This is a genomic window from Vibrio vulnificus NBRC 15645 = ATCC 27562, assembly GCF_002224265.1.
Classification (GTDB): Bacteria; Pseudomonadota; Gammaproteobacteria; order Enterobacterales; family Vibrionaceae; genus Vibrio; species Vibrio vulnificus.
In genome coordinates this window covers 118,658-132,389 of sequence record NZ_CP012881.1, presented here as the reverse complement: position 1 = coordinate 132,389, position 13,732 = coordinate 118,658, and the positions used below count along the sequence as shown (strand labels likewise).

Sequence of the window (13,732 nt, the reverse complement as noted above, 5' to 3'; positions counted from 1 at the left end):
CGAGACAATCTAAACCAAAACGGGAACAATGTCCCGTTTTAATTAACAAATCATCGTTTACTGAAAAGAAAGGGAAAGGCTTATTGACACTTAACTTCGTCTACTTTTGCGATAGCTTTATTGTATCGCGACAAGGCAGTGTCGATCTGTTGAGGATGGCTCAATAGATCGGCGAAAGCAGAGCGAAGTTCGTAGTTTTTCTCATGATTTGCTGCTTGACGATCATTAAACGTGCGTTGTGCAATTTGACCAAGTTCATCGCTACGACTCGCCAACTGTTTAATATCACTCTGTTCAAGCTGAAGCCAACTTTCAATCGGTTTATCGACGGATACTCGGCTTGGGTCATGTTTAAGATAATAGTGAACGGCAGCTCGGTTGAGTTCGAAATGATGTTTTCGACCTTCTAAAAACCAGTTGCTGACTTCGGTTAAATCTGGGTATTTGCTGCTAGTGAGCTCAGCAAGATCTGAATACCAGTTTAGTGATGCATCGATGTACGCATCGTATTTTTGGGCCAAACATTGGTCATTCGCTGCCAATGCAAAAGATGATGTAGACGCTAGCATTAGAGCAACAACGAAGCGTTTCATAGTGATTCCTTTTTTGAGCGATATCCTTCCTACGTGAAGCTGCAGTGGATCGGGTCAAGTTCAATGACTCCACAAAAACAGTAATCTATCTGCATGGAAGTCCATTGGTTTACCGTCTACCTGCAAATCCCAGTAGTTTAGGTATGTTATTATTTTTGCTCGCTAGTGTAGCGGAAATGAATCCACTATCATGCGATCTAGCTAGCAAGTGACACAAAGAATAGCATCAATACCGGCACTAATAGGCTCAAAATAAAGCCACTTACAATAGCTATGGGAACACAACGTACTCCGCCCGTGGTTTGAATTACAGGCAAAGTAAAATCCATCGCAGTTGCGCCAGCGTAGCCAATTGCGGTGCAGGGGCGAGAACGGATCAATAAAGGGATGACCACCAGCGCTAACAATTCGCGCAGTAGTTCAATCATAAAGGATGCTCCGCCGAAGATAGGACCAAAGGCATCTCCCATCAAAATACCCGCCAGTGAGTACCAACCAAAACCCGATGCCATGGCAAGCGCCTGATAAGTCGGAATATCGAGAATTTTACCTGCAATTAGGCCACCAATCATTGAGGTACTTATGATGACTAAAGCGATGACCATACCTTGTTTGTTCAGGAGAATCTGCCTTAGAGTTAGGCCACTGTTACGCAGTTGAATGCCAATAAAGAAAAGTAAAACGAAAAGAATCCACTCACTGGCGGTGTCTACCCAATCTAAACTGAACGGCAACATTAAGCCAACAAGTAGGCCGCCACCGACAACAAAAATAAGCTTTAAGGACTCCATTGCCATGGCTGAAAGAGGTGGTTTTTTTTGTGAGGTATCTGTCTCTACGGGCAAAAGACGATCAACAAGAGGAAGCGCTGCTAAATTACACAAACCTAAGCAAAGGAAAAAAGTGCCAGTGTAAGTGAGGATGACCTGTAAATTGGCGCTTAGGTTGTCCAACGCAGCTAAACTTAATCCCATCAGCGATAAAATCACATAGATCAGATGTGATGTAATCTTATTGATCCTAGCCAGTGTAGAAGGATTAGCGATTGGTATTAAATACCCCACCACAAGTGGGGCGAAGATAAACAGCATCCCTGACAGCATGCAGGCTCCCGAGTAAAATTAGTAGTGCGAAATGTTAGATATGTACGTGGGACGTTGAGTCCATTCAACGGTGTAAAACTATCATGAAATTAATGTGAAGTAACCACCACATCTCAATAGAAAGCCTTAAATTTTAGAATGCTAAGTTGAGAGAGGACTCAGTGGCGTAAAATTTATTGAGTTGATGAATGATTTCTGGCGGGTGATATTTTTACGTGATTTCATCCCAGTTTTCGAAGAAATAACTGGGATGAAGAGTTTTCCTTAAAGAGAGACACGTCACCGATTGAAGAACATCAAAAGTGGTTTTTATAAAAGCTAATGCGATGTCTTAAAAAGGGAGGTATTAAAAGCCACTTGAATTAAGTACTTGATTCACCATTTCCTGGAATTCATCTTCTGACAAATTACTCAATTCAAATAACACCTCAGCACCCACTAAATTAAATTCCACTTCGTGGTCATCAATTCGTTCATCTTGGTTTCTAAACATTAATAAGTGGTTTGCGATACGCGCAATATCGAGATAAGTCACTTCCTGACGCTGAGAGCGATAAGCTTGATTGGAAGACACTTCAACAAAGTCACTATCAAACTCCCAGTTTTCCAAGACTAATTTACTGGTAGCCGCACAACGAGTTTGGAATATTTGTAGCGCGATTTGCTGGTCAAGGTAGTTTCCTTTATCCAGATAGAGGTGGTATTCATTGACCAAGCAAAACAGGCCGATATCCGCAAGTAGGCCAACCAACAAGGCTTTTTCAGGCTCTAAATAGTCATATTTTGCTGCCGCGTGTTTTCTAAAGGCATTGACGACCATTACCATTACAGCGCCCAATTGGCGAGAAACGGCGGCGCTGTTAATCAGTACCGCGTTGCACTCTTTGTTGAGATTGACAGAATGCTTCAACTGCTCGATGGCCTGTGCGGTGACAATGTCTCTGACTCTTAGAATGCCAAGTCTAGATACTGCCGTGGTCAAATCGGTACAGGTGATATTGCGGCGATTAAAAATGACCGAGTTTGCCACTCTAATTACAATGGCGGCTAGCCCGGGATCTTCTAAAAGACATTCAGCGACATCGTTGATGCCAGTGGATTCTTGGGTGCAAAGTTGTTGAATTTTTAAGACAACATCAGGGATTGGCGGTAGAGTGACTTTACCAGTAGCAAGCGACTGCTCGACCAGTTGAGCGAACTCAGTTTCCAACGCTTGAATCAGTAAGTCCTTATTATTCGGCAACCAGAAAAAAGATAAGTGTTCCATAGATATTTTGAGCCAAAGTGCTTTCGTACAGTGTACTAGTAGCGAGTTGTTCAGTGCAAGAAATTGCCATCATGACAATAGTTTAATTGCTGCTTTTTCGTCCGTAATGCTTAATGCAACGAAAAGTACAACATGCGCTATTGTTTGATAATGTGAATTGGATCTCATCAATAATGGAGAGGAAACTTTATTTGTGATGCGAATCCCGACTTATTTTTTTTCATTAAGTATGATTCGGGTTGCTGATAAAAATTACTTATAAATAATTTAAATACCTTTCTCTATCATTTTCGCTTAATTATAAAATGCTGCTATCTGGTGACATAACTAATCGGGGTTAATCTTTGAATTAGGAGTCAATGGATATGACAGAACAAGCTTTTTTTGACTACATCAACCAATTTGGTGATTTTCAGAAACGTTCAATGTTCGGTGGTATCGGCCTGTTTGCGGAAGATGCTATGTTTGCATTGGTGAGTAATGGTTGCTACTACCTTCGTGGTGGAGACAGTTTGGATGATACTTTCTGCCAATTGGGCTGTGAGAAGTATCGTCATGTCAAAAAGCAAACCACTGCTACTGTAAATTACTACGAAGTATCTAATCTACTTGATAATCGAGATGGTCAGTTGGATCGTTTGGTAAAGCAGTCTATAGCGTGCTCTGTAAAGCAACGTAATTTCCAAAAATCATCTGCCAGCCGTCGTTTAAGAGATTTACCGAACATGCAATTAACACTTGAACGCATGGTAAAAAAAGCAGGGATTGATGACGTTGAAACCTTTATGGAACTAGGAGCGATTGAAGTCTTTAATCGAGTTAAGCAAGCTTACGGTAATGACGTCGATGTCAAATTGCTATGGAAATTTGCTGGCGCGGTCGAAGGTATTCATTGGAAGTTACTTCAAGAGCCCCGTCGTAAACAACTTTTGGCTGCATGCTGTTAGTCATCTTTTTGCTCTCGAACTAAACCGCTGAGCGCTAAAATTGAAATCAAATGGTGGTTTAAAGCGCATAGGTTTGGTTCGAAGTACGCTTATTTTTGTTGTGATACACCTCGAAAGCGGGAGAGAAATCTTCTTGTCTATAAATGGTATGAAATAAAAAACCGAGACAATGTTGCCTCGGTTTTTTCATTTGTACTTGTTCTACTTAAAGCAGTGACAGTATCAGCTATCACTTTTACCGATCTGCTGCGCCAAATCCTTTACGTATATATCTACGTTAAAGGCTCAAGCTGCTCGCTCTACGAGAGCTTGAACTTCATCGCCTTTAGAATTTAAAACGCGTTGTAAACATCAATTGATCATCGTAGAAGTCATTGATACGTGCTTCAACACCCAACGAGAAAAGCTCAGTTGAATGGAAGCGAGCGTACACAGAACCAATCCAGTCATCGTCGTTATCAATGGAGACGTAACCAACTTTACCACCAACTTCAAGTTGAGGACCAAGCCATTGACGAATACCTAAGTTAAGTTCCATACCGATATCAGCACTGCTTGCTTTTGCTGGCTCTACAACACGCATGAGCATTGCACCAGTTAAGTCTGCCCAGTTATTGATAGGTGAGTGAAAACCAAAACCTGCAGCAGCGTCGAAGTCACTTTCAAATTCGGAATCGATACGGGCAATAATGTGCGCATTTGGGTGAACAGACTTGCTGTAGGCTGCGCCAAAAGTCATTGGGCTAGCGCCGATACGAGCTTCGATGTAGTCGTAACTAAAGTTGCTCATGGTTGCTGGACGGTTTGGGTCTTCCTTGGCCATCACTTGGCTAGAGGCAATCAGCAGAGCTGCAGCTAGAATTGTCTTACGCATAACTATGGTAAACCTTCTTTATTTTGTTACTTCCCGGTTGAGTCTGGGCTGCTCAACCCATTCATTTCATTGCGACATATTAATCAACTTGTAGACAAGTCACCAACAAAAAATGCCATTGTTTTGTCGTCTAGCCAATAATTAAGCAATTCTGATGCCATTTAATGTGAGTCGATTCGAGTTCACAAGTGCTTGGCAATGATTCAGTTATTCACCGAAAGAACTTCGTTTCTCCGCCATTGCGTTGAGAATTCTCTCTGGATCTAATATTGATGTCCATGACAATAAATTGTCGTCATTTGCGATCACGTAGGAGGTCAGCTGGTTTTTTATTGCGCTTCTCAGCTCGTCACCGTACCAAGGTTTGGCGATATAAAAATCAAGGCTCGCATGATTTACCGCTTCAACGGTATCTTCCAAACCGGCTTGCCCCGTCAAGAGTACTTTTCTCGCTTTGCGCGTCGTTTCGTCGCGACTGAGTTCAATGAGAAAACTGATCCCCGTTTGTTCCGGCATGATGTGGTCGCACAGAATTAATGCCAATGGAACGTCTTCATCGTCATACTCTTCGATGACATTTTTGGCTTCTGCTACTGACTCTGCGCCCTCGAGCACAAAATGATCTTCAAATGGCGATAAATCTTGAAGTACGCTATCGAGCACTTCTCGTTCGTCATCAACACATAAAATCAAGTATTTATTCATGGGATGCTCCTTCAGAAACCAGTGGTAACCAGATAGTCATACAGGTGTACTGCGCTGGAATCGAATCCACTTCGATCCATCCTCCGTGACTATGGATGATTTGATGGCAAATAGACAAACCAATGCCAAGACCAAAATTTCCCTCTTTTTTGGTGGTGTAGTTCAGTTCAAAAATCGTGGCTTGTTGCTCTGCAGGTATGCCACAGCCATTGTCTCTAAATGAAACCGTAACATAAGGTTTGTCATTGCGTGATTCAATTTTAGTGGTGATTTCGAGAGTACCATGTTCAGGCATGGCGTCGAGCGCATTTGAAATCATATTGGTCCACACTTGTTGCAGCGCGATAGGCTGGCAATAAATAGGGGGCAAAGAACAGTAATGTGTGGTCAGTTTATGCAGTTTGAGGCGATTTTCGAAAATCACTAACGTATCTTCAATGCCTTCGTGGATATCGGCAATATGCGTTTTTTCATCATCTGCACGAGCATAGCCTTTTAAGCTTTTGACCATATCAGCAATCCGACTGGCACACACATCAATCGATCGCAGCGAGTTGCCAATCAAAAAGTAGTGTTCAAGGTGATCAAGTTGACGGGCACCTTCCGTTGGATGCTGCTTGAGTTGCGTAAGCAGTTCGTCGTCCTGTTCCAGGCCGAGGGCGACTAATTTTCTCGCGATGTTTCGGTTGTCAACGCATGATAAGAGTTGGTTTGAGCGTTCTCTAAGCTCTGCGGTTGACATAGGTTTACTTGCTTTGGCACTTTCTAACACAGCTATTCCTTTCGTGGTTTGATTCGGCGCGCTGCTGGTTGAAAGTACCATTCCCAAATTTTGGTTGAGGTTTTCAATGCCTCTTAGAATCGCTGCGATGGGATTATTGAGTTCATGGGCAACCCCAGCGACCAGTTGACCGAGCATGGCCATTTTTTCTTTTTCGATCAATTGCTGGTGGGCAGATTCAAGCGATTCAAGGGTTTTCTGTAACTGCAGTTTTGTATTGATACTGCGTTGCAAACGCCGATTAAAGTGTCGTAGCAACAGGTTGGTAAACAGAGGCAAAAGGTTGGAATCGGATTGCATTACTTGGGCAAAAACGTTGCGATCTAATTTGATCACTTCCGTCTTGGTGAGAGTGAGGGCGGTTGAGAACGATTTCTCTCCGGTGACAAATGACATGCCACCAACGAGATTGCCCTTTTTGTGTCGGACCACTTCACGTTGCATGCCCATATCATCGCGTTTATAGAGCGCGACTTCTCCTGAGGTGATGAACCAGAGAAACTTGTTCGCCTCTCCTTCGACCGTCAACAGATGTTCTGGTGAATACGTTCGACAGGCTCGTGTTTCATCTTTTTCTTGGAAAAAATTTTGCAGTGCATTGGTGAAACGTTCCGTTAGCTCTGCGTCAGACAAGGTGTGATAATCGTGGATAAAGCCTGCTTGGTAGTGACGCATCTGATTTTCAATATGTGCACGTAGCAAGCGATTTTGATCAAGTACGCTGCTAAAACCAAGCAAATCTTCTTTTTCAAACTTAAGAATAAACTGAGTCAGCTCTTTTTGAACGGTTTGAAAAAGGACGTGATCGGGTAGGGGCTTGGTTAAACAGTGATCCAATCGACCTTCATTGACCGCAGTGATGATCGCGGCAATGTCCGTCGAGCAGCTAATTAGAATGCGTCGGGCGTCTTCTGTTCTGGGGTTGTTGTCTAAGCCAATCAAGAAGTCAACGCCATTCAATTCACTGTGATGGCTTGCAATGACCAGCGCCATGGTTTGGTTTGCCTGCTCTAAGTAGTCAATCGCGTGATGTGCTTCCTCAACTGAGTCTGCAGTAAATACATCAAATTTATGAGAAAACGTCGCCAACTCTTGGCGAAACTGCTCGATACTTATCGGATTGTTGTCCAAACACAAAATAGCGTAACGGTTCACAAAGCCTCATCTTTTAGCATAAACAATGACTAAGATAAGGTAACAGGAAGTGCGAGATCTGGTTGAGAGCTAAGTTTCAATTTCGTGAGTCATTATAGTGTTCTTAGCAATAGTCTGATTTATCTCAATGTTTTCACCTGTGTATAGATAGGGTAGACTCACTCAAAACATTCACAAATAAGTGACATTATGAACAACTTAAAGAAAATCGGTGCAGTTGGTGGTGCTATCTCATTGGCATTGTGTTGGCCATTGGCGGTGGGGCAGATTGGTCAAAATGTAATTGAAGATGCCGTTGCCAAGTTAAATAGTGCGCAACTGCAAGCGGAAATTGTCAAGTACGACCGAGGTTATCGCACATCGGAAGTCACCACGCGTTACACCATTGTTGACCCAGTGTTAGTGGAGCAATTTGAAACGGATGGACTTCCTTTAGTTTATGAAATGCAATCGACATTAAAGCACGGGCTGACTTCGCTTGATTCGGTTTCTGATTTAGTGGGGGAGCAGGCGCTACCTCTGCATATTGAAGCCACCACACAATTGAATGGAAACACGGATTTTGTTGCTACGATTGATAGCTGGAATTTTGTCAGTGACAGTGAAGGTGTTGCGGTTTCTACCGCACCGATGAAGCTGTCTGGCAATGCCACGGTGCTGGGTGATGTCGATTTTGTGCTTGATGTACCCTCGATTCAGTTTGATTTCAGTAGTGGTGAATCGCTGCATGTTGGCAATTTGACAGGCAATGGCAAAGGCAAACACAAGAACGGTTACTGGTTAGGGCAACAAGATATTCGATTGGGCGAGTTTCAAGTCGCAGATGCCTCTGCTCAACCTTTGTTTGGCTTGTATGACGCTCAATATCTTGGTGATACTAAGCCGGACGCCAAAGGGGAGCGTTTGGCGAGCGTGTTCAGTTTTAAGTCGAAAAAGCTGTTGATGTCTGATGGCAGTGAAGTCAAAGATCTTAATCTGGACTTCTCTCTGACGAATCTGGATATGCAATCTTTCGATAAGTTGATGGATGTGTACCAAAACGCTGCGTCTCTAACGCCAGAAGAGGTGCAATCACTGATGCCACATATCGATGCCTTGTTTGAGAAGGGCTTTGATGTGGCAGTGAAAAACTTGTCTCTAAAATTGGGTGAAGGGATATTTGAGAACACTTGGAATCTGTCGATGCCTCAAGGCACTGCGCAAGTAACGCAAGATCCAATGAAAATCATGACATCAATGACGGGGGATCTCAGTACCTATTTCAGTGATGAGTTGGTGGCGGAATACCCATTTATCCAAGAAGGGGTGGATGAGTTGATGGTGATGGAAATTCTGCAACAAGTCGAAGGTGGCTATACCTTGAAAGCCAAAATCGCTGAAGGCAAATTGATGTTTGATAACGGACAGCAGTTCCCGCTACTGGCGCTATTGATGCCTGCGCTAATGCAATAATTGCGAATTCATCCGCTTAGAATAAAAAAGAGGTCTTAAGACCTCTTTTCTTGTTTTTCAACAGCGAAAAACGTGATATTACTTGCAGAGTTTTTATTACATCTAGCAGGAGCAAAGAGCGTCATGGAACAAAATACGGATAACGTATTTAACTTTAGTGCCGGACCAGCAGCACTACCGAAGCCTGTTATGCAGCAGGCGCAACAAGAATTGTTGAACTGGCAAGGGCTAGGCACTTCCGTTATGGAAATCAGCCACCGTAGCAAAGAGTTTATTGCAGTCGCAGAGCAATCTGAGCAAGATCTCCGCGATTTACTGAATATCCCTGATAATTACAAAGTTCTTTTCTGCCAAGGTGGTGCGCGCGCTCAATTTGCGGCAGTGCCGCTGAATCTGCTAGGTGACGCGACGACGGCGACCTACATTGATGCGGGTTACTGGGCGGAAAGTGCTGTGCAAGAAGCGAAAAAATATTGCACGCCAGATGTATTCAATGCGAAAGCAGAAAAAGAAGGCAAGCAAGCGGTACTACCTGCCTCAGAATGGCAAATTCATCCTGACGCTGCTTACGTGCATTTTTGTCCAAATGAAACCATTGATGGTATTGAAATCAACGATCTGCCAATCACGGATAAACCGATTGTTGCCGATATGTCTTCAACCATTCTGTCGCGCGAAATCGATGTATCAAAATACGGAGTGATTTACGCGGGCGCACAGAAAAACATCGGTCCTTCAGGTATCGCGATTGCTATCGTGCGTGATGATCTGCTTGGCCTTGCCAAGGAAGTGCTGCCGACGGTGCTTAATTACAAAACGTTGGCTGAACAAGATTCCATGTTTAACACGCCACCTACCTTTGCTTGGTACCTATCTGGTTTGGTCTTTAAATGGCTGAAAGCACAGGGTGGGGTGAAAGCGATCGAGCAGGTCAATCGTGAAAAAGCCGCCATGCTTTACAACTACATCGATCAATCAAACTTCTACATCAATAACGTTCATTCAGATAACCGCTCTTTGATGAATGTTCCATTCCAAATGGTGAAACCAGAGCTAGACGCGAAATTCTTGAAAGAAGCAGAAGCGTTGGGTTTGAAATCACTAAAAGGTCACCGTGTGGTCGGTGGTATGCGTGCTTCTATTTACAACGCAATGCCAATTGAAGGGGTGCAAGCGTTAGTTGCCTTTATGCGTAAATTTGAGCAAGAAAACGCGTAATTTTAGTGTGATAGATGAGAATAACAAAGGGAAGTGCGTAAGCACTTCCCTTTTTCTTGTTTGCCATTTTTCTATAGATGGCTGAGCAATACTACCCAGCCATTTAAGAGGCGATAGCGGTGCAATTTACAGCGTTTGGTTGAGTTCGAAATAGCGACCACGAGCGGCTAAAAGTGCTTGATGGTGACCATATTCGACAATCTCGCCTTGTTCGATTAGGCAAATGCTGTCCATTTTGTCGAGGTTTACCAAGCGGTGTGTAATGAAGAGCACGGTTTTCCCGTCAAAGTGCGCTTCAAGTAACTGCATGATTTGTTGTTCCGTCTGCTTATCTAAGCCCTCTGTTGGTTCATCAAGCAGTAAGATTGGTGCATTGTGAAGCAAGGCTCTTGCAATGCCGATACGGCGTTTTTCACCACCAGATAACTGGCGACCACCTTCACCAAGCCATGCTGATAGCCCATTATCGTCGAGCAGTTTTTCTAGCCCGACTTTGGTGAGCACGTCAGACAATTGCTCGTCAGTTGCACTCGGGGACGCCATCAATAAATTGTCTCGTAATGATCCGTTTAAGATATCTACACGTTGACTGACAACACTGATGGAACGGCGCAACTGGCTTTCACTCCACTCGGTGATCGGTTTTCCTGCGAGCAGGATAGAGCCTTGATTGACATCCCAATAACGATTGAGCAGTTGCAGCAAAGTTGATTTTCCTGAGCCCGTTTGGCCGACAATGGCCACTTTGTGCTGGGCTGGAATCGTCATGCTAACATTGCTCAATGCCATACTTTGGCTATCCGGGTATTTGAATGATACGGCCTGATAGTCAATAGAGTATTCACCAGAGTGAGCCACATCCTCCATGGCAAAATGGACTTCAGGTTCAGCCAGAATGACCTCATTAAGGCGACGGGCGGAAGTTAAGGTTTGACCAAGGTGCTGGAATGCGCCCGCAATTGGCATGAGCAGTTCTACGCTTGCCATGGTGGCGAACGCCACTAGCGCAATCATAGGATCTGGTGCATTACCACCAACGCCATCTGCAGCAAGCCAAAGCATCAATACCAAGGTCCAACCGTTTGCGAGCATCAATAATGCTTGTGCTAAACCAGAAAAATGGGCGTTGAAGTATTGGTTTTTCAGTAATTTCTCTTGTGCGTGCAAAATAGCGTTGTGGTAGCGTGATTCGGCACCAAAGAGAGTCAGTTCACTGTAACCTTGCAACCAGTCTAAAGTTGCAACACGCAGCTCTGCTTTATTGTGGGTTAGCGCTTGTCCATTGCTTTTTCCTAGCTTGTAGAAAAGGACAGGCCAGAGTAGCAGTAACAGAGTAAGAATGGCACCCAGTGTCAGGCCCAATGTCATATCAAACCAACACAACACGGCCGTTAAGCCCAGTATGCCAAGCGTGCCGACGACCATAGGGCTGATTAAACGCAAATAAACATGATCCATTGCGTCAATGTCTGCTACCAAGCGGTTAAGCAAATCAGCGTCACGAAGATTGGAGACTCGTCCTGGGATCAGCGGCGCTAACTTAGAGAAAAAGAAAATACGCAGATCAGTCAAGAGCTTGAAGGTCGCGTTATGGCTGACCACTCTTTCACCCCAACGTCCCGCGGTTCGTCCCATCGCAAAACCACGCACAAACGCTCCTGGCAGCATGTAGTTGAACGTTTCACGAGCAATGGTCAATCCGGCAATGGCTGCGGCAGAAAGAAACCAGCCTGACAAAGTCAGCAGGCCAATAGAAGCGAATAGAGTCAAAAACGCCAGTAGCATCCCAAGAGAGAGGCCAAACCAATGTTTCTTATACAGTTTTAGGAAGGGAATTAAATCACGCATCAAGATTCCCCTTATCAAGTTGCTTGAGGGCTTGGTTAGCCAATAACATTTCTTGGAACAAGCCTTCTTGATGAGCAAGTTCGTCATAACTGCCTGCTTGAACGATCTCACCAGCACGCATCACAAGGATGGAATCGACTTGTTTAAGTGGCGTTAATTGGTGAGTAACCATCAATGCTGTTTTGCCCGCGATTTGCCCTTCGAGGCCTTGCATCACCAAACGTTCGCTGCGAGCATCGAGGCTGGCTGTGGGTTCATCGAGGAGCCAAAACTGGCCGTTTTGTACCATAGCTCGGGCAAGAGCAAGACGCTGTGCTTGGCCGACAGATAAGCCCCCGGAACGATCAGAAATGGCGTAATCTAATCCGTGCTGGCTTACAAACTCGGCAGCAAATGCATTGTCAAGTGCCACTTGGATATCGGTATCACTGATATCCGACTTGCCCAAACTGACGTTGTCGCGAATAGTGCCGTGGAGGAGCAACGGATTTTGGCCCACCCAACTGATCTGGCTGCGCCACTGAGCAAGGTCAAGTTCAGTTCTTTCGATGCCATTGATGGTTAATGAGCCTTGATAAGGCAAAAATCCCAATAAAGCGTTAATCAAGCTGGTTTTCCCCGCACCACTGGGACCAACAAGCGCCGTAGTTTGTTGAGCGGCAATGTCAAAACTCACGGGGCCAAGTAGCTTTTTCCCTTCTGGTGAAAACACTTCTAATTGTTCTGCTTTGATGGCGATGGGTTGACCTTGTTCAATTTGTTGGTCGCCGCTGCGTACTGTGCTGACATCCGTTTCCAAAAACTCAACGATGCTCTCTGCTGCACCCACCGCTTGCTGCTTGGCGTGGTAGAAAGTGCCCAAGTCACGAAGGGGTTGATAAAACTCTGGAGCGAGGATCAAAATAAACAAACCCGAAAATAGAGTGACGCCTGCACCATAGTCGCCGAAGTTAAGCTCGCCGATAAAAGCAAAGCCAAAGTAAACGGCAGTGAGAGCAATAGAGATAGAAGTAAAGAACTCGAGCACTGCCGAAGACAAGAAAGCGATTTTCAATACGTCCATCGTACGAGTACGGAACACTTCGGATGCACCACGCATCACTTCGACTTCTGCGTGAGTGCGATCAAAAAGACGAATCGTCGTCATCGCTTGTAAGCGATCATAAAAATGACCAGACAGACGTTGCAGCGCTTTGAAATTTTTTCTGTTTGCGTCGGCAGCTTTAATGCCCACCATCGCCATAAATAGAGGGACCAATGGCGCGGTAATCAAGAAAATGAGCCCCGCAGCCCAGTTGACAGGAAAAACAACAATAAGAATCACAAACGGCACCAGCACGGCTAAGGACATTTGCGGCAGATAGCGAGCAAAGAAATCCTGCATATTCTCAACCTGTTCAAGAACCAAGGTTGCCCATGCGCCAGCAGGCTTACCTTTGATGTAGGCCGGGCCGAGCTCTCGCAGCTTATCGAAGATCAACTGACGGATGTAGACGCGAATTTGCTCGCCACAACGGTAGCCAGCAATTTCTCGGCCCCATGAGCAAAGAGCACGCAGGCCAATCAGCGCTACAAGAGCGATGAAGTGAATAATGAGCTGATGTTTGTCGACTTTCTCAATGATTAATTGATGAAGAATGGTGGCGAGCAAGGCGGCTTGTGCCAACAAAAACACACTTGATAGTACGCCAAGGCCAACCGCAATCATCAACCAGCGCTTTGCTAGTTTGCTTTGCTGTTTGAGCCACAGATTCAAGCTGCGTTGTTTCTTTTTATCCATCTTGAAGGC

General features: G+C 44.7%; 11 protein-coding genes. 3 read left to right on the top strand and 8 right to left on the bottom strand.

Annotation, left to right across the window (positions count from 1 at the left end):
* Positions 1-80: 80 nt before the first annotated feature.
* The 3 genes from AOT11_RS00535 to AOT11_RS00525 all read right to left on the bottom strand — a co-directional run bounded on the left by AOT11_RS00535 (position 81) and on the right by AOT11_RS00525 (position 2,963).
* On the bottom strand, positions 81-593 hold the full coding sequence (locus AOT11_RS00535; protein WP_017420181.1) for a hypothetical protein: 513 nt from the start codon (positions 591-593) through the stop codon (positions 81-83).
* 197 nt (positions 594-790) lie between these two features.
* Positions 791-1,696 (bottom strand): LysO family transporter, encoded by a 906-nt coding sequence (locus tag AOT11_RS00530; protein WP_017420180.1) that lies wholly within the window; start codon positions 1,694-1,696, stop codon positions 791-793.
* A gap of 346 nt (positions 1,697-2,042) precedes the next feature.
* The gene (locus tag AOT11_RS00525; protein ID WP_011150094.1) at positions 2,043-2,963 is read right to left on the bottom strand and encodes an HDOD domain-containing protein; all 921 of its coding nucleotides are present in this window, start codon (positions 2,961-2,963) and stop codon (positions 2,043-2,045) included.
* A 359-nt stretch (positions 2,964-3,322) separates the two neighbouring features.
* On the opposite strand from AOT11_RS00525, the gene AOT11_RS00520 reads away from it, so the two are divergent.
* On the top strand, positions 3,323-3,910 hold the full coding sequence (locus AOT11_RS00520) for a TfoX/Sxy family DNA transformation protein (protein WP_011080649.1): 588 nt from the start codon (positions 3,323-3,325) through the stop codon (positions 3,908-3,910).
* Positions 3,911-4,235: 325 nt separating this feature from the next.
* Here AOT11_RS00520 and AOT11_RS00515 read toward each other — a convergent pair whose 3' ends face one another.
* From AOT11_RS00515 to AOT11_RS00505, 3 genes are all read right to left on the bottom strand, one after another.
* Positions 4,236-4,784 carry a hypothetical protein gene (locus tag AOT11_RS00515; protein WP_011080648.1) on the bottom strand — a complete coding sequence of 183 codons (549 nt, stop codon included), beginning with the start codon at positions 4,782-4,784 and terminating at the stop codon, positions 4,236-4,238.
* A gap of 207 nt (positions 4,785-4,991) precedes the next feature.
* Entirely contained in the window at positions 4,992-5,489 is a 498-nt protein-coding gene (locus AOT11_RS00510) for a response regulator (protein ID WP_017420179.1), read from the bottom strand.
* The gene (locus AOT11_RS00505) at positions 5,482-7,425 is read right to left on the bottom strand and encodes an ATP-binding protein (protein WP_017420178.1); all 1,944 of its coding nucleotides are present in this window, start codon (positions 7,423-7,425) and stop codon (positions 5,482-5,484) included. Before AOT11_RS00505 ends, AOT11_RS00510 begins: the two co-directional genes overlap by 8 nt.
* Positions 7,426-7,614: 189 nt before the next feature.
* Here AOT11_RS00505 and AOT11_RS00500 point away from each other — a divergent pair, with 189 nt between their 5' ends.
* On the top strand, positions 7,615-8,877 hold the full coding sequence (locus AOT11_RS00500) for a DUF945 family protein (protein WP_017420177.1): 1,263 nt from the start codon (positions 7,615-7,617) through the stop codon (positions 8,875-8,877).
* Positions 8,878-9,000: 123 nt separating this feature from the next.
* Positions 9,001-10,095: a 3-phosphoserine/phosphohydroxythreonine transaminase gene (serC, locus tag AOT11_RS00495; RefSeq protein WP_026050253.1), complete on the top strand. Its 1,095-nt coding sequence runs from the start codon at positions 9,001-9,003 to the stop codon at positions 10,093-10,095.
* Positions 10,096-10,221: 126 nt separating this feature from the next.
* On the opposite strand, the gene cydC is transcribed toward serC, so the two are convergent.
* Positions 10,222-11,943, bottom strand: coding sequence for a heme ABC transporter ATP-binding protein/permease CydC (cydC, locus tag AOT11_RS00490; RefSeq protein WP_017420175.1), 1,722 nt, complete (start codon positions 11,941-11,943; stop codon positions 10,222-10,224).
* Positions 11,936-13,723, bottom strand: a complete 1,788-nt coding sequence (gene cydD, locus AOT11_RS00485; RefSeq protein WP_017420174.1) for a heme ABC transporter permease/ATP-binding protein CydD — start codon at positions 13,721-13,723, stop codon at positions 11,936-11,938. The genes cydC and cydD overlap by 8 nt, the downstream gene beginning before the upstream one ends.
* Positions 13,724-13,732 lie beyond the last annotated feature (9 nt).